15 protein-coding genes are annotated in these 15916 nt (G+C 42.7%); all 15 read left to right on the top strand.

All coding sequences use genetic code 11. The features are described from left to right. Positions 1–195: 195 nt before the first annotated feature. The 15 genes from cotE (at position 196) to ACFPOH_RS05100 (ending at position 15912) form a co-directional block, all read left to right on the top strand. On the top strand, positions 196–771 hold the full coding sequence (cotE, locus tag ACFPOH_RS05170) for an outer spore coat protein CotE (RefSeq protein WP_342469787.1): 576 nt from the start codon (positions 196–198) through the stop codon (positions 769–771). A 133-nt stretch (positions 772–904) separates the two neighbouring features. Further along, on the top strand, positions 905–3478 hold the full coding sequence (mutS, locus tag ACFPOH_RS05165; protein WP_390308980.1) for a DNA mismatch repair protein MutS: 2574 nt from the start codon (positions 905–907) through the stop codon (positions 3476–3478). A 15-nt stretch (positions 3479–3493) separates the two neighbouring features. Next, positions 3494–5377 carry a DNA mismatch repair endonuclease MutL gene (gene mutL / locus ACFPOH_RS05160; RefSeq protein WP_390308979.1) on the top strand — a complete coding sequence of 628 codons (1884 nt, stop codon included), beginning with the start codon at positions 3494–3496 and terminating at the stop codon, positions 5375–5377. A 35-nt stretch (positions 5378–5412) separates the two neighbouring features. Then, a complete protein-coding gene (locus tag ACFPOH_RS05155; protein WP_390308978.1) occupies positions 5413–7080 on the top strand; it encodes a glycerol-3-phosphate dehydrogenase/oxidase in 1668 nt (555 codons plus the stop codon). Beyond that, the gene (locus tag ACFPOH_RS05150; protein WP_342469783.1) at positions 7049–7975 is read left to right on the top strand and encodes an alpha/beta fold hydrolase; all 927 of its coding nucleotides are present in this window, start codon (positions 7049–7051) and stop codon (positions 7973–7975) included. Before ACFPOH_RS05155 ends, ACFPOH_RS05150 begins: the two co-directional genes overlap by 32 nt. Continuing rightward, positions 7948–8880 (top strand): tRNA (adenosine(37)-N6)-dimethylallyltransferase MiaA, encoded by a 933-nt coding sequence (miaA, locus tag ACFPOH_RS05145; protein ID WP_342581203.1) that lies wholly within the window; start codon positions 7948–7950, stop codon positions 8878–8880. Before ACFPOH_RS05150 ends, miaA begins: the two co-directional genes overlap by 28 nt. A gap of 54 nt (positions 8881–8934) precedes the next feature. Next, positions 8935–9162, top strand: a complete 228-nt coding sequence (gene hfq, locus ACFPOH_RS05140) for an RNA chaperone Hfq (RefSeq protein ID WP_342581204.1) — start codon at positions 8935–8937, stop codon at positions 9160–9162. Positions 9163–9379: 217 nt separating this feature from the next. Further along, entirely contained in the window at positions 9380–9682 is a 303-nt protein-coding gene (locus ACFPOH_RS05135) for a rhodanese-like domain-containing protein (RefSeq protein WP_342469780.1), read from the top strand. 215 nt (positions 9683–9897) lie between these two features. Further along, positions 9898–11151 (top strand): methionine gamma-lyase family protein, encoded by a 1254-nt coding sequence (locus ACFPOH_RS05130; protein WP_390309074.1) that lies wholly within the window; start codon positions 9898–9900, stop codon positions 11149–11151. A gap of 199 nt (positions 11152–11350) precedes the next feature. Next, complete coding sequence (locus ACFPOH_RS05125; RefSeq protein ID WP_390308977.1) at positions 11351–12025, top strand: adenosylcobinamide amidohydrolase; 675 nt, start codon at positions 11351–11353, stop codon at positions 12023–12025. A gap of 1 nt (position 12026) precedes the next feature. Continuing rightward, positions 12027–12980, top strand: a complete 954-nt coding sequence (gene cbiB / locus ACFPOH_RS05120; RefSeq protein WP_342469777.1) for an adenosylcobinamide-phosphate synthase CbiB — start codon at positions 12027–12029, stop codon at positions 12978–12980. Further along, entirely contained in the window at positions 12955–14031 is a 1077-nt protein-coding gene (locus ACFPOH_RS05115; RefSeq protein WP_390308976.1) for a pyridoxal phosphate-dependent aminotransferase, read from the top strand. The genes cbiB and ACFPOH_RS05115 overlap by 26 nt, the downstream gene beginning before the upstream one ends. Further along, positions 14021–14632 carry a histidine phosphatase family protein gene (locus ACFPOH_RS05110; protein WP_342469775.1) on the top strand — a complete coding sequence of 204 codons (612 nt, stop codon included), beginning with the start codon at positions 14021–14023 and terminating at the stop codon, positions 14630–14632. Before ACFPOH_RS05115 ends, ACFPOH_RS05110 begins: the two co-directional genes overlap by 11 nt. A gap of 52 nt (positions 14633–14684) precedes the next feature. After that, complete coding sequence (locus tag ACFPOH_RS05105; RefSeq protein ID WP_342581208.1) at positions 14685–15302, top strand: Bax inhibitor-1 family protein; 618 nt, start codon at positions 14685–14687, stop codon at positions 15300–15302. 208 nt (positions 15303–15510) lie between these two features. Next, on the top strand, positions 15511–15912 hold the full coding sequence (locus ACFPOH_RS05100; protein WP_342469773.1) for a MerR family transcriptional regulator: 402 nt from the start codon (positions 15511–15513) through the stop codon (positions 15910–15912). Positions 15913–15916 lie beyond the last annotated feature (4 nt).

Genomic DNA, 15916 nt, shown 5'->3' with positions numbered 1-15916 from the left:
GAAAATTCAACGCAAACTGGAACACATATCGGCCTCCCTTAATACTATATGTTTGTTAGGCTAATGCACTAATGAAAATCTTTGTTCCAGGGAACGACCGGATATTACATTTTTCCTTGAAATTCAACATGAAATTTCACCAATTGGGCATTTGCCGCATACAATAGTTCGACGAGATGTAAAGGAGGAAAATGTGTGAAACGTTTGCGTCAAATCGTGACAAAAGCGGTCATCGCGAAGGGGAAAAAGCGTACGGAATCGAGTGAAACTCTACGTCCACCTAACACGCCAACAAGCATTTTGGGATGCTGGGTCATTAACCACCACTACTCCGCAAAAAAAGTTGGAAAATATGTAGAGGTTTCTGGCAAATACGATGTGAACGTATGGTATGCTTACAATAACCATTCCAAAACGGCTGTATATACAGAAACGATTCATTATAAAGACAGAATCAAATTACATTACCGCGATGAAGAGATCATCGATTCCAATGAGGTACACGTAAAAGTGTTGCAACAGCCAAACTGCATTGAAGCGATTATCAATCAAAAAGGTGACAGTTTCAACATTGTGATTGAACGTGAATTTTTAGTGGAAGTCATTGGGGAAACAAAAATCGTTGTATCCGTTCATCCAATCGAATTTGAAGAAGAATGGCATTTTGGCGACGATGATGAAGATGAATCATCCAGCTCTTCATCTTCTTCAAGCTCATCCGAATTTGATTACAAAGAGTCAAGAGACAGCGATTCCTCATCATTTCAATAATCTTCATTGAGAGCACCATCAAAAATAGAATAAGATGGTGCTCCTAATGTTTGGAAAAAGCGTTTCTCCAAGGTTATCGCAACATTTTTCGTCATGTTATAATATGTTAGAGAATTTTAAGTGAGGGAATATCATGACTACATATACACCAATGATGCAACAATATTTAACCATTAAATCGGAATATGAAGACGCCTTTCTTTTTTTTCGGCTAGGCGACTTTTATGAAATGTTTTTTGATGATGCCATCAAAGCATCACAAATACTTGAAATCACATTAACGGGCCGGGATGCAGGCGGAGATGAACGGGTGCCGATGTGCGGCGTTCCATACCACTCAGCCCAAAGTTATATCGAAACGTTGGTATCAAAAGGGTATAAAGTGGCCATTTGTGAGCAAGTGGAAGACCCGAGACAGGCAAAAGGCGTTGTAAAGCGGGAAGTGATCCAAGTCATTACGCCGGGAACGCTGGTGGAAGGCAAAACCATCGACAACAAATCGAACATCTTCATCGGCTGTGCCGAGCGGTTGACCGAGAATGAATTTGCCTTTGCTTATTTGGATGTGTCCACCGGGGAAGGGAATTCCTTCATCATCGAAGGGGGAGTAAAAGGGCTTTTCCAACAACTCCAAGCATACAATATTCGGGAACTGGTCGTGACGGAAGAGTTAAAGCTGCTTCTCCAGGAACAGGCAACGAATCTCGGCATTGTGCTTTCCATAGAAAATGATGAAATGGATGAAGAAAAAGCGGCCCAATATTTGATCCATCTTCCAAAAAACTGTTATGGGGTTGCAAAATATTTGCTTCAGTATATTGAACGGACACAAATGCGCTCCTTATCCCATATCCAGCCTTTTACATATACCGAATCCAAACAATATTTGCAAATTGATGCCAATTCAAAACGGAACTTGGAATTGCTTCAATCGATTCGTGGAAAGGATCAGAAGGGAACGCTTTTATGGATTTTGGATGAAACCGTGACAGCCATGGGGGGAAGAAAGCTGAAACAATGGCTTCATCAACCCCTTGCAAACCGCATGCAAATTGAAGAAAGATTGAGCATCGTTTCGGATTTGATCGATGAATTTTTTCTGCGGGATGAATTGAGAGAGCTGTTGAGAAATGTTTACGACCTGGAGCGTCTTGCCGGCCGGGTGGCATTTGGAAATGCAGGGGGCAGGGATTTGGCCCAGCTCCGCGAATCTTTGAGACAAGTGCCGGAAATTAAAGAGAAACTCTTGGAAAGCGGCAAAGAGACGCTTATAAACCTTGCGAATAAAATGGATGCATGTTGTGACATAGAAGAACTGCTTTCAAAGGCCATTACCGATCACCCGCCTGTGGCCATCAAAGAAGGGGATGTCATCCGGGAAGGCTACAATAAAGAATTGGACGAGCTTCGCTATATTGCGCGAAACGGAAAAGATTGGATTGCGCAGCTGGAACAAAAGGAACGGGAAAGAACGGGCATAAAGAATTTGAAAATCGGCTTTAATCGGGTGTTTGGCTATTACATTGAGGTAACGAAATCGAATCTTGCCAATATCGATCCGGACCGCTATTACAGAAAACAGACCCTTGCCAATGCAGAGCGCTTCATCACGGAAGAACTGAAAGAGAAAGAAACGCAAATTTTACATGCGGAAGAACAAAGTTTGGCCCTTGAATATGAACTCTTTGTGGAGTTGAGGGAACAGCTGAAAGAATACATTCCACGGGTGCAGCAACTCGCTTCACTCATCAGCGAATTGGATGTGTTCTTAAGCTTTGCGGCAGTTTCCGAAAAATATCAATTCACGAAACCTGCATTCCACGACGGAAAGGGCTTAAAAATCATTGGCGGTAGACATCCCGTCGTTGAAAAAATGTTGAATAAACAAGCGTATGTGCCAAACGATTGCGTTTTAACCGAAGAGAAAAATATGATGCTGATTACCGGACCGAATATGTCCGGGAAAAGTACGTATATGCGGCAAGTGGCGTTGATTGTCATTATGGCGCAAATGGGCTGTTACGTACCTTGCGATGAAGCCGACCTGCCTATCACGGATCAAATCTTTACCCGCATAGGTGCTGCGGACGATTTGGCCAGTGGGCAATCCACTTTCATGGTGGAAATGCTTGAAAGCCAAAATGCCATAACAAACGCAACGGAAAAAAGCTTATTATTATTTGATGAGATTGGGCGCGGTACATCCACTTACGATGGCATGGCCCTTGCCCAGGCAATGATGGAATATATCCACAATCATATTGGGGCCAACACCCTATTCTCCACGCACTACCATGAACTCACCGCCTTGGAGGACCAGCTCGAACGATTGCAGAATGTGCATGTGAGTGCGGTGGAGAAAAATGGCAATGTCGTGTTCTTGCATAAAGTGAAAAAAGGGGCGGCGGACAAAAGCTACGGTGTACATGTGGCGAAACTGGCAAACATGCCGCAGGAGATCATTGATCGGGCGCAAACGCTGCTCGAGCAGTTTGAATCCCAGCAAGTGGACCACTTGAAATCCCAAAAGGAAGAAGAGATTTTCCAATTGTCCTTATTCGAAGAGGAAGAACCGAAACAGAAGAAAAATACGTTAAAATCGCATGAACAGGAAGTCATACAAGAATTGCAAAAAGCGGATATCGTATCGATGACGCCAATAGATGCAATGAATCTTCTTTACAAATTGCAGCAATCATTAAAGTAATAAGGAGGGATACCGATGGGAAAAATTCGGCTTATGGATGAGTGGCTTTCCAATAAAATTGCGGCAGGAGAAGTGGTGGAAAGGCCATCTTCCGTCGTGAAAGAACTTGTGGAAAACGCCATCGATGCCGGCAGTACATCCATTGAAGTGTTCCTTGAAGAAGCGGGGCTTTCCTCCATTCAAGTCATCGACAACGGAAGCGGCATGGATGAGGAAGATGCGGAGCTTTGCTTTGCCAGACACGCGACATCGAAAATTTCAAAGGAACAGGATTTGTTTCGCATCCGCACCCTCGGGTTCCGGGGGGAAGCGCTGGCTTCCATCGCCGCCGTTTCCAAATTGCGTTTAGTCACTTCCGATGGGGAATCGGGAGTCGAACTGGAGCTGGAAGGGGGAACGATTGTCTCGAAAAAGCCGGGCCCTTTAAGAAAAGGGACGGAAATTACCGTTTCCCAATTGTTTTATAATACACCGGCACGGCTGAAATATTTAAAAACGATTCAAACGGAACTTGGACACTCCATTGATTTAATGAACCGTTTAGCCCTAGCGTATCCCGATATTGCATTCAAGCTTGTCCACAACGGGGGAGTTCTCCTTCAAACCAATGGCCGGGGGAATGTCCAACATGTGCTGGCAGCCATTTATGGAATGCAAAACGCAAGAAAAATGATTCCTTTCCGTGGGGAATCGAAGGACTACACGATATACGGTTACGCAACATTGCCTGAAATTACCCGGGCATCGAAAAACTATATTTCCATCTTCGTCAATGGCAGATGGGTGAAACATTACGTCATCCAAAAAACCATTGTGGATGCGTACCATACCTTTTTGCCGATTGAACGATACCCAATCGTTGTGTTGTACATTGAAGGCGACCCTTATTTGACGGATGTGAATGTGCATCCTGCAAAGCTTCAGATTCGTTTAAGTAAAGAAGAAGATTTGCTGCCGTTGATTGAAAACACGATCCGCAATGCAATCCGGGAACATATGAACGTTCCGTTGGCGCAAAAAAAAGAGAAAATTGTCCGCCCTGTAAATGAGCAATTAAACATTTGGAAACAGCCAACGATTGATGAATCCAAAATTAATGACATCGTTGAGCGTTTAAAAGGTGGATCGGCGGTAGTGAATGAAAGCCCGGCTACAGAAAATGAAGCTGTTACTCCAACAGAATTTGTTGAGGAATGGCCGGAGCCAAAAGATGTTTATGATGAACAGCCGGTAACAAATGCTGATCCTTTGACTGAGTTTCATGAAGAATCAACAGATTCCACACATGAAACATCCCTCCAGCAGATAAAAGAACCATTCCCGGACCTTGAAGTGGTGGGTCAAATCCATGGAACATACATCATTGCGCAAATGGAAGACGGCTTCTATCTGATTGACCAACATGCTGCCCAGGAGCGGATCAAATATGAATATTTCCGGGAAAAAGTGGGAGAAGTGGATCCGAACGAGCGGCAAACGTTGCTCTTGCCTTTAACCTTCCACTACACGCAAGATGAAGCGTTGATTTTAAAGGAAAACAAGAAAGCGTTGGAAGAAGTGGGCGTGTTTCTTGAAGAATTTGGGCCTTCCTCCTTTGTCGTCAGGGAGCATCCTACCTGGTTCCCAAAAGGGTTCGAGCAGGAAATCATTGAAGAATTGATCGAACAAGTATTGAAAACGAAAAAAGCGGATGTGAAAAAACTGCGGGAGGAAGCGGCGATTATGATGAGCTGCAAACGCTCCATCAAAGCGAATTATTATTTGACAAAAGAGCAGATGGAGACGCTCATCAAAGACCTGAGAAAAGCGGAGAATCCCTTTACATGCCCGCATGGACGTCCCGTCATGATCCATTTTTCCACTTATGAAATCGAAAAAATGTTCAAGCGGGTCATGTAAAAGGAAGCGGCATATTTGGATAGAGGAGTGAGCGGATGTTTTCATTTCAAGATCGGTCCAAACTTATACACTTGATGAACACCTATTCTTTTGACGTGCTCGTCATCGGCGGAGGCATCACCGGTGCCGGTATTGCGTTGGATGCGGCTTCGAGAGGCCTGTCTGTCGCGTTGGTCGATATGCAAGATTTCGCCGCAGGCACTTCCAGCCGTTCAACGAAACTGATTCATGGCGGTTTGCGCTATTTGAAACAGTTGGAATTTCGCCTTGTAGCGGAAGTAGGAAGAGAGAGGGAAATCGTCTATGAAAATAGCATCCATGTTACAACTCCTGAGAAAATGCTGCTTCCCATCTATAAAAATGGCTCATTAGGAAGATTTTCCGCTTCGATAGGATTGAAACTCTATGATTCTTTGGCAAAGGTTCGGAAATCCGAACGGAGGAAAATGCTTTCGAAAAAGGAAACCTTGAAACTTGCCCCTTTTTTGAGAGAAGAAGGATTGCTTGGCGCGGGATTTTATGTGGAATATAAAACCGATGATGCGAGATTGACACTTGAAGTCATCAAAAAAGCGGTGGAATATAAGGCCCTTTGCTTGAATTATGCCAAGGTCACAGGGTTCGTTTATGACAGGAACCGCATCGTTGCAGCAAAAGTCCGAGATGAAATTACCGGTGAAACCATTACAATACATGCCACTCAAATCGTCAATGCCGCCGGGCCCTGGGTCGACGTAATTTTAGAAAAAGACAATCGCAATGGAAGAAGCAGAAAATCTTTGAAACTGACAAAAGGCATCCATATCGTGTTCGACAAGTCAGTGCTTCCTTTGGAACAAGCGATCTATTTCGATACGGACGACGGGCGGATGGTCTTTGCCATTCCAAGGGGGAATAAAGTATATGTCGGAACAACCGATACCTTCTATGAAGAAGATCCGGTTCATCCGGTGGCGAAAAGTGAAGAGGTGGCCTATTTATTAAATGCCCTTCATTCAATTTTCCCTTCCCTTTCCCTTAAGGAAGAAGATGTGGAATCCACTTGGGCAGGAATCCGTCCGCTCATTTTTGAAGAGGGAAAGAATCCGTCCGAGATTTCCAGAAAAGATGAAATCTGGACATCCAAAAGCGGGTTGATGACCATTGCGGGCGGAAAGTTGACCGGATATCGGATCATGGCAGAGCGGATTGTTGATCTGATCGTCAAAAAACATCGTTTCCGTCATGCGAAAAAATGCATGACGAAACAATTGGCTTTGTCCGGCGCTGAAGGGCTCCGTTCCTCCAATTTTGAGTATTTTGTAAACAAGAAGGCGATGGAAGGGGCCAAATTCGGGTTGAATTTCGGAGAAGCGAAAGGGCTTGCCCAAATGTATGGAACAAATATTGACCGGGTGTTTGATTTATTGGACAAGGAAGAACCAGTAGACAAACTTCCAAAAGCGTTATTCGCTCAACTGCTTTACAGCATTTACGATGAAATGGCTTATACACCGGCTGATTTCTTCATCCGCAGAACAGGCCTCATGTATTTTGATATCGCAATGGTGGAAAAAACGAAAGATGCAGTCATTGATATAATGAGCGACAGGATTGGCTATTCTGAAAGGGAAAAAACCTTTTATACCATGCAGTTAAATCAAATGATCCGAGAGGCGAAGGGGGATTGCGGTGAAAGAGACACGTTGGATACAAATGAGTGATGGACAACAAATTTTTGCAAGAATTTATGATGCAGGACAGCCTATCGGGAATTTTTATATACTTCATGGAATGTGCGAGTATGGTGAACGGTACGATGAATTTGCCCGATTTTTATGCCGGGAAGGGTACCGGGTGATTGTCCATGATCATCGCGGGCACGGAAAAACGGGAGAAGCGGGCGGAAAATTTGGTTATTTTTGTGAGGAAGATGGTTTTGAGCGGGTTGTGCAAGATGTATATGAAGTCATGAATGAAACCATGATCAAAGGGTTGGATTGCATTTTATTTGGACACAGCATGGGATCTTTTATAGCCAGAAGATTCATCCAGCTCCATTCAAGCCTTGTTCATCAGTGCATCCTTTGTGGAACAGGATCAACCACTGCTTTGCATTACATGGGAAACCTGCTTGCCAAATCTCTTGCCCGCATTCAGGGGAAAGAAAAGGAAAGCAAGTTGATGAACGAATTGGCTTTCTCGAGCTTCAACAAACAATTTGAAAATGCCATTACGCCCTTTGATTGGTTGAGCAGTGATGTAAAAGAAGTGAGAACCTATGTGGAAGATCCATATTGCGGATTCATCCCTACCCATCAATTTTTCAAAGATTTAACCGATGGGCTACTATTAATCCATAGCAAAGAGGAAAATAAAAAAATCCGCAAAGATTTGCCGGTCCTCTTCATCAGCGGCAGTGCGGATCCCGTGGGAAATAACGGAAAAGGCGTTTTCCAAGTGGCTGAAGAGTTGACGAAAGCCGGCCTTCAACAGGTTGCGGTGTATCTTTTTGAAGGCATGCGCCATGAAATTTTAAATGAACAAAACAAAGAACTGGTATATGAAGTCATAGTACGGTGGTTAAGAAAATGGAAGAACAAAAATGTATTGATGTAGTGGCCATCGTTGGTCCTACCGCTTCAGGGAAAACGGCTTTAAGCATTAAAATGGCAAAAGCTTTCGATGGTGAAATCATCAACGGTGATTCGATGCAGGTCTATAAAGGGCTGGATATCGGCACCGCAAAAATCCGGGAAGAAGAAATGGAAGGAATCCCTCACCATTTATTAAGCTTCAAGGAGCCGACCGAAAGTTTTTCTGTTGCGGAATATCAACGATTGGTAAGAGATAAAATAGAAGAAATCCAAAGCAGAGGAAAATTGCCAATCATCGTTGGCGGAACAGGTTTGTATATCCAGGCGGTTTTATACGATTTTCAATTTACTGAGGAAAAGGTCGATGAAGAAGCGCGCAAGAAATATTATGAAGAACTGGAGAGAATCGGCCCAAAAGCCATGCACGAAAAACTTGCCGCTTTGGACCCTGAAACCGCAAAGTCCATTCACCCAAATAACACGCGCCGCGTCATCCGGGCATTGGAATTGATTGAACTGCATGGAATCTCCAAACAGTCGGAAGAGCTGAACCGGGGCAATATTCCGTTGTACAACCATCTCATTATCGGAATGAACATTGACAGGGAAGAATTGTATAAACGCATCAATGAGCGGGTGGATTTCATGATGGAACAGGGGTTGCTTGATGAGGTCCGAAGTTTATGGGAAAGAAATATCCGCGATGTACAGGCCGTGAAAGCCATTGGCTACAAAGAATTGTATGACTATTTGGATGGCCGTATCACGTTGGAAGAAGCGGTGGAACAAATCAAGCAAAACTCCCGCCGTTATGCGAAACGGCAATTGACGTATTTCCGGAATAAAATGGATGTACAATGGATAGGAAATGATTGGGAAAAAATTATAAAAATGTCTAAATTTTTTTATAATAAAGAAGGAAAATAAAAAATCGTTATCGAATAATTTACACTAGAGAAAAAAATAGATGAGGTGTGCGGTGTGAAATCAATGAACTTACAAGATACTTTCCTAAACAATTTGCGTAAAAGCAATACTTTTGTAACAGTCTTTTTATTAAATGGTTTCCAATTAAAAGGAACCATCAAATCTTACGATAATTTTACGGTGTTAATTGAATCGGAAGGCAAGCAGCATTTAATTTATAAACATGCCATTTCAACATTTTCACCATCGAAAAATGTTCAGCTTCAATCAGAAGAACAATAATCGGATGGTTATTTGAAGCGCAAATGGCAGTCTATTCCATGGGGTTATGGGCATGAATCTTCGGGGGACCTGGTCAAAGATCGTTGGCTTAAAGAAACCATCATGCTGATGGAACTCCATGGCAATTTGCAGAGAAAAATCGGCAGTTTTCATACTCGCCGATTTTTCTATTGTCGATTATAATTAGGGACATACGAAAGTTTTTGGAGGTTTTATAATGAAAACAATGACAACGGAAGAATTGATCAATTTATTGGATGCCAATGAGGACTTGAATATTATTGATGTACGTGAAGATTTTGAAGTGGCGAATGGGATGATTCCTGGAGCCGTACATATTCCGCTTGGTTCCATCCCTGAACGCATGGAGGAATTGGATCCATCAAAAGAATATATTATTGTTTGCCGTTCAGGAAACCGAAGCGGAAAAGCCTGTGAGTTCTTGGAAGCAAATGGATACAATGTCATCAATCTTGAAGGCGGAATGCTCGAATACGACGGAGAATTGGAGTTTAAATAAGGGGAGGAGGTGGAGTTCTTCAGGGGCTCCCCCTTTTTATTTTTCGGGGGATTTCAAGCATCTTTGGAGGAGCCGCAATTATTTTCGTATCCCCGCAAGTAAGTTGAACATGTTCCGATGGAATGATGAAACTTAAATATTCCAGTTGACTCCTTACAATGAACTGATAAGATGATATAGGATAAATTATGTAAGTCAATTAGACAGGAGTATCAATCATGTTTGTATCAAACTTAAAACCGGAAGTTGTAGAACTTGCAAAAAAGATCGAGGAAAAAATAAAGCCATACCATGAAAGGGTGGATGAAACGGCTTTTTTCAATCAGCAAAAGGTATTGGCAGCCTTCAGAAAGCATCAAGTGAGCGACTTTCACCTGAATCCATCCACAGGCTATGGCTATGATGATGAGGGAAGAGATGCCTTGGAGCGCGTATATGCGGAAGTGTTTGGTGCGGAAAGTGCACTTGTCCGCAGCCAAATTATCTCCGGGACCCATGCCATTACGTTAAGTTTATTCGGCGTGCTTCGTCCGGGGGATGAATTGATCTATATTACCGGAAAACCTTATGACACCCTTCAATCCATAGTGGATGGGGGGGAAAAAGATACGGGTTCGTTGAAAGATTTCGGTATTCATTATCGCCATATCGATTTGATTGGCGATCGGGAAATCGATTGGGAAGGCGTCCGGAAAGCCATCAACGAAAAGACAAAATTGGTGGCCATCCAGCGTTCGAAAGGTTATGCCACTAGACCGTCCTTTACCATTGAACAGATTCGTGAAATGTGTGAGAAAGTGCGGGAAATCAAGCAGGACGTCATCATCTTTGTCGATAATTGCTACGGAGAGTTTGTCGAAAAACTTGAGCCGACGGAAGTTGGGGCGGATTTAATGGCAGGCTCCCTCATTAAAAATCCGGGTGGAGGCCTTGCAAAAACAGGAGGATATATTGCCGGAAAAGCCGATTTGGTGGAAAAATGCGCCTTTCGGATGACGAGTCCCGGAATAGGTGCGGAAGCGGGTGCTTCATTAAATACATTGATTGATTTTTATCAAGGATTTTTCTTGGCGCCCCATGTAGTTGCTCAAAGTTTGAAAGGTGCAATTTTCACTTCTGCGATGTTGGAAGAGGTGGGAATGATAACAACCCCTCACTATACGGAATACCGGACCGATTTAATACAATCCGTTTCCTTCCAGACGGCTGAGCAGATGATAGCCTTTTGCCAGGAAATTCAGGCCGCTTCCCCAATCAATGCCCATTACGCACCGGTGCCATCCTACATGCCTGGATATGAAGATGATGTCATTATGGCGGCGGGCACTTTTGTCCAAGGCTCAAGCATCGAACTTACTGCAGACGGTCCCATCCGTCCCCCTTATACAGCCTATGTGCAGGGAGGATTGACGTACGAGCACGTCAAATATGCTGTATGCAGTGCGGTTCAAAAACTGAAATCCTTTTAATGTTGAATAAAGCAGTTCAATTTGAGCTGCTTTTTTATTTCCTTTGCTGAAACTGTTCAACTCGGCAATATTGCATCGGTACGAATCAATTAAGAAAAAGTGATCCATCCATCCTTTTTTCAGCCGATTCCGATTGTTTATAAATCAAGAAATTTATGTTAACTTACTTAATAGAGTTTTTTGAAAAAGAGGGAAAATCATGATCACATTGGATTCGATCAAACATTACGGAGAATATGTTGCGATTGAAGCGGATGGACCTTTGAGGACCTTCAGTTCGGCCATGCACAACGCCGGCTACGGCAATTATCAATATTTTATCAATCGCACCGTTGATAAATCCTATTTTCCATCAGATGCCCATGAAGAAATGAAACAATTTCTTCAATCCAAAGGGTTTCCTTTGGACAAGACCGTTGCCATGATGACGGCGGTCGATATGAAATTCGCTTTTTCGCGCTTTTTTAAAGATGGGGATACGTCCATCGTTGTGATGGTAACCGCAGGATTGAATAATGCGGTTGATGTTACCCGTTCCCACCGGTATTCCTATAAACCGGCAATTGGCACAATCAATATTTTTATTTTTATTAACGGCTGTTTAACGGATGAAGCATTGATTCAGGCGCTTTGTTGCGCGGTGGAAACAAAAACCAAAGTACTTTCGGAAAAAAAGATTATCGATAAAAATACCGGAACGGTTGCGACTGGCACTTCCACAGACAGCATTTGCATCACCTCCACCCAAAAAGGGGAAGTTCATGAATACGGAGGCTCCATTACAAAAGTGGGATCCCTTGTTGGAAAAGGCCTTTACGAAACATTGTCCATCGCCGTTGATGAATATCTTAAGTATACGAAAGGAAAATCTTGACATGACCATCCTGGCAGTCATTATTGGGCAAATGTTGGACTTGATTTTGGGAGATCCTCCAAAAATGCCCCATCCCGTTCGGTGGATTGGCTCTTTTATTGGATTCCTTACAACAAAATGGAATAAAGGATCCCACCGAATTTTCAAAGGAGCCATGACCGGAATTCTCGTAGTTGCCATTGTAGCCATTACGACTTTTTTCATCGTCTATGCTGCGTATCAAATCCATTTGATGGTTGGCATCCTTGTTGAAGGAGTATTGATAGGGATGGGTCTTGCCCAAAAAAGTTTAAAAGAAGCGGCAATGGAAGTATATATGGCCTTAACCCGAGGTGACCTTGAAGAAGCCCGGAAAAAATTATCCTGGATTGTCGGCCGGGATACGGAGCATCTGGATGAGCCGGAAATCGTGCGCGGAGTGGTGGAAACGGTTTCGGAAAATACGAGCGACGGGGTCACAGCGCCGTTATTTTATGCATGCCTCTTTGGCGCGACGGGATTATGGACGTATAAAGCGATCAATACATTGGATTCCATGATCGGCTATAAAAATGAAAAGTATGAAGAGTTCGGAAAATTCAGCGCGAGACTCGATGATGTGGCAAATTTTATTCCAAGCAGAATAACAGGACTCATTATTTTATTATTCACAAAAAAGAAGACCGACCGCCCATTGGCAGAACGGTTGCGTTTATGGCTGAAGGATGCAAAAAAACATCCGAGTCCAAACAGCGGTTACTTGGAGGCGGCAACAAGCTATCAGCTGGGCATCCGTCTTGGAGGATACAACTCCTATCATGGGGTGCCGTCGTTTCGCGCCTATATGGGAACACCAGATGTCCCATTGGCATCCGACCATATAAAAGCTGCCATTCAACAGATGTTTGTTGCATCCATTCTTTTTACAATCCTGATTGGGGGTGTCATCGTTGCAATATCCACCGCATGGAGCTAATTTCCAATCCCTGTACGAACGTTTTCAAATTCCGATGCCTGAAATGGTTTATGATTTAAGTGAGAATGTGAATGCTTTCGGATTTCCGCCAATGATTAAAGAACAATGGTTCCAATTATTGAACAAAATTTCTGTTTATCCGCATCCGGAAGCGGAACCGTTAAGATCGCTTTTGGCAAAGAAATTAAATGTTCAACGGGAGACCCTTCTTTTGGGAAACGGCGCAGCGGAATTGTTAACCTTTTTTGCAGGCAGATTTTCCAATCGAAAAGTGATAATCGTCCATCCAACTTTTTCTGAATATAAAATGACGTTGGAAGCCCAAGGAGCGGAACTGATTGAACTGGTGGTGCAAGAAATCGAAACATACCGGCTCCCGATTGTACAAATCAAAGAGCATATGGAAGAAGCGGCTTGCCTGTATTTATGTAATCCAAATAATCCGACCGGCTCCCTTATCCCAAAGGAATCCATCGAAGAGCTTCTAATTTGCGGGGAAGAAACAGGGTGTGAAATCCTGGTCGATGAAGCTTTTATGGATTGGACCGAAGAATCGGAATCCGTCATACCACTTATCGGACGGTATCCCAATTTGACGGTTTTAAGATCGATGACAAAAATGTATGGAATCGCAGGCATCCGATTGGGGTATTTAGTTGGGCGAAAAGAACTTGTGGAAGAATTGGAAAGCCGACTCCCCCATTGGCATGTCAACGCATTAGCCATTGAAATCGGGAAAATGTGCCTTGAAGATGAAAACTTCCGCCGTGAGAGTATTGCAAAACATGCCAGCATCAAAAGAAACCTCGAACATTTTTTGCGGAAACACCAATGTAAGACGACAAACAGCGTGACGAATTTTCTCTGCTTCCAACTGACAGATCCGGAAGAGACAAGGGATTTTTATTTTTATTGTCTCCGCAACGGTATAGTATTGAGACATACGGAAAATTTTATCGGCATGGATGGCAAATGGCTTCGAATCGGAGTGAAAAGGGAAGAAGCGATGAAAAAATTTCAACAAGTAATGGATGAATGGTATGGAAAATAAACTCGAGCTTTTTTTCGTTCGCCATGGTGAAACGGAGTGGAATCAGGAAGGTCGGCTGCAAGGCTGGCTGGATTCCAACTTGTCTCCACATGGCATCAAACAAATTACCCATTTAAAACAGCAATTAAAAGGCATTCGATTTGCTGCGGCTTTCTCCAGCACCTCGAATAGAGCGATACAAACAGCTGAATTGTTGGTAGGGGACTATTTGACAATCGTGAAAGATCCAAGGCTGTTGGAAATCCATCTGGGCAGCTGGCAAGGGAAACGGTTGGCAGACATTGAAAAAAATGATTTCGAAAGATACAATCATTACTTCCATCACCCTGAAAAATACATCCCTGATACAGGTGAAAGCTTTCACCAGGTCGTCCACCGGATGGGCGATTTTCTTGAATCCTGCGCGAATGCCTTCGACTCAGGGAAAATATTGGCGGTTTCCCATGGTGTCGCCATTCGGGCTCTGATTCTGCCGATTTTGCGGTTGCCAATAAAGAACATTTGGGATTTTGAAATTGAGGGGGCAAGTGTCACAAAAGTCACCATCACCAATAAAACACCGATCATTGAGTATATCGGAAAAACCATTTCGATTGAATAGACAACTCCGGTTAAAAATATATTGAACTAAACGATCATATGGAGTTGTTGCCATGTATGGCCATCATTTGAGTCTTGTTTTAAAGCATTTCGCCTTGATGTGGGGATTGACGGCGATAAGCCTGATTGTTGGAATGTTTTTGCCGTCTTCCATCGTAATTATTGTTTCGGTGGTCAATTTGGTCTTGTTGTTCATTGTCGTTTTCACCCGCAACATGCTATGGGCCAACGGAATTTTATATTTGATCCCCTTCTTTACAGGAATCATGTTCTATTGGTTGGCACAGTTATTTATCGGAATATTGGGAACAGCATTCGTGTACTCGCTATTATTTGGAGCGGCGGTTCTCTTCATCACACTTGCTCTTTTGGGCTTAAAAATGCCGAGGCATTTTCCGAATGGGGCAACATATTTCACAGCGATATTGCTTGTATTTATGCTATTTTTCATCATTTATTTTTTCATCCCGGTTGACAGTATGGTCCATGTATTTATTGCGGCCATCATCGTCTTTGGTTTTGTGCTATATACAGTTTATGATTTTAATTTGATCCGGAATTATTATGTAAAAGAAGATGAACTTGTTAAGACGGCATTAAGTTTATATTTGGATTTTATCAATATCTTCTTCTTTTTCTTTGGACGTTTATACCGGGGAAAAAGAAAATAACCTGATGGGAAAAAACTGTGGAAATTAACATTCGTTTATTTCTACAGTTTTTTCTTTTGTGGAAAAAGTGAAAATGGCAATAAATTTGATGAATTATGAAATGAATTTCTTAAAAATGAAAAAATTTTTGTCAATGTAAGGTTTCCTTACATGACGTTGACAAACAATATGCCAGATAGTAAAATGTTCATCATTAGGGAGGAGTGACATGTCATATCAAAATAAACGGACAAGTGAAATTCGAAGATCAATGCCGTTATTGCCAATCGGTACGGTGATTCAACTGACAGATTTGTCCGCGCGGCAAATCCGTTATTATGAGGAACAAGGTCTAATTTGCCCTCATCGTACAGAAGGCAATCAGCGGATGTTTTCATTAAATGATGTTGATTTGCTTTTGGAAATCAAAGATTTTCTTGAACAAGGTTTAAACATAGCGGGAATTAAGAAAATATTCGAAATGAAAAAAGGGGCGAAGGATGGAAAGTTTGGAAAAGAGCTTTCTGATGAAGAAATCCGCAGCATCTTGCGGGAGGAAATGAAAAATGCCCAATCCCGTTCCCATAAACCTTTGTTGAGATATGCAGATGTTACTCGATATTATCAATAATAAT

This window comes from Ureibacillus suwonensis (assembly GCF_042655065.1).
GTDB classification, from domain to species: Bacteria; Bacillota; Bacilli; order Bacillales_A; family Planococcaceae; genus Ureibacillus; species Ureibacillus suwonensis.
Note: the sequence above shows the minus strand (reverse complement) of the source record. Positions and strands in the feature narration are given on the sequence as shown.

Bases quoted from the DNA above. Each gene is read 5' to 3' on its own strand.
- ACFPOH_RS05135 (WP_342469780.1), top strand. From the start codon at position 9,380: ATGAAAACAATGACAACGGAAGAATTGATCAATTTATTGGATGCCAAT.
- cbiB (WP_342469777.1), top strand. From the start codon at position 12,027: ATGACCATCCTGGCAGTCATTATTGGGCAAATGTTGGACTTGATTTTG.
- miaA (WP_342581203.1), top strand. From the start codon at position 7,948: ATGGAAGAACAAAAATGTATTGATGTAGTGGCCATCGTTGGTCCTACC.
- mutS (WP_390308980.1), top strand. From the start codon at position 905: ATGACTACATATACACCAATGATGCAACAATATTTAACCATTAAATCG.
- ACFPOH_RS05105 (WP_342581208.1), top strand. From the start codon at position 14,685: ATGTATGGCCATCATTTGAGTCTTGTTTTAAAGCATTTCGCCTTGATG.
- ACFPOH_RS05110 (WP_342469775.1), top strand. From the start codon at position 14,021: ATGGAAAATAAACTCGAGCTTTTTTTCGTTCGCCATGGTGAAACGGAG.
- ACFPOH_RS05100 (WP_342469773.1), top strand. From the start codon at position 15,511: ATGTCATATCAAAATAAACGGACAAGTGAAATTCGAAGATCAATGCCG.
- mutL (WP_390308979.1), top strand. From the start codon at position 3,494: ATGGGAAAAATTCGGCTTATGGATGAGTGGCTTTCCAATAAAATTGCG.
- ACFPOH_RS05155 (WP_390308978.1), top strand. From the start codon at position 5,413: ATGTTTTCATTTCAAGATCGGTCCAAACTTATACACTTGATGAACACC.
- ACFPOH_RS05125 (WP_390308977.1), top strand. From the start codon at position 11,351: ATGATCACATTGGATTCGATCAAACATTACGGAGAATATGTTGCGATT.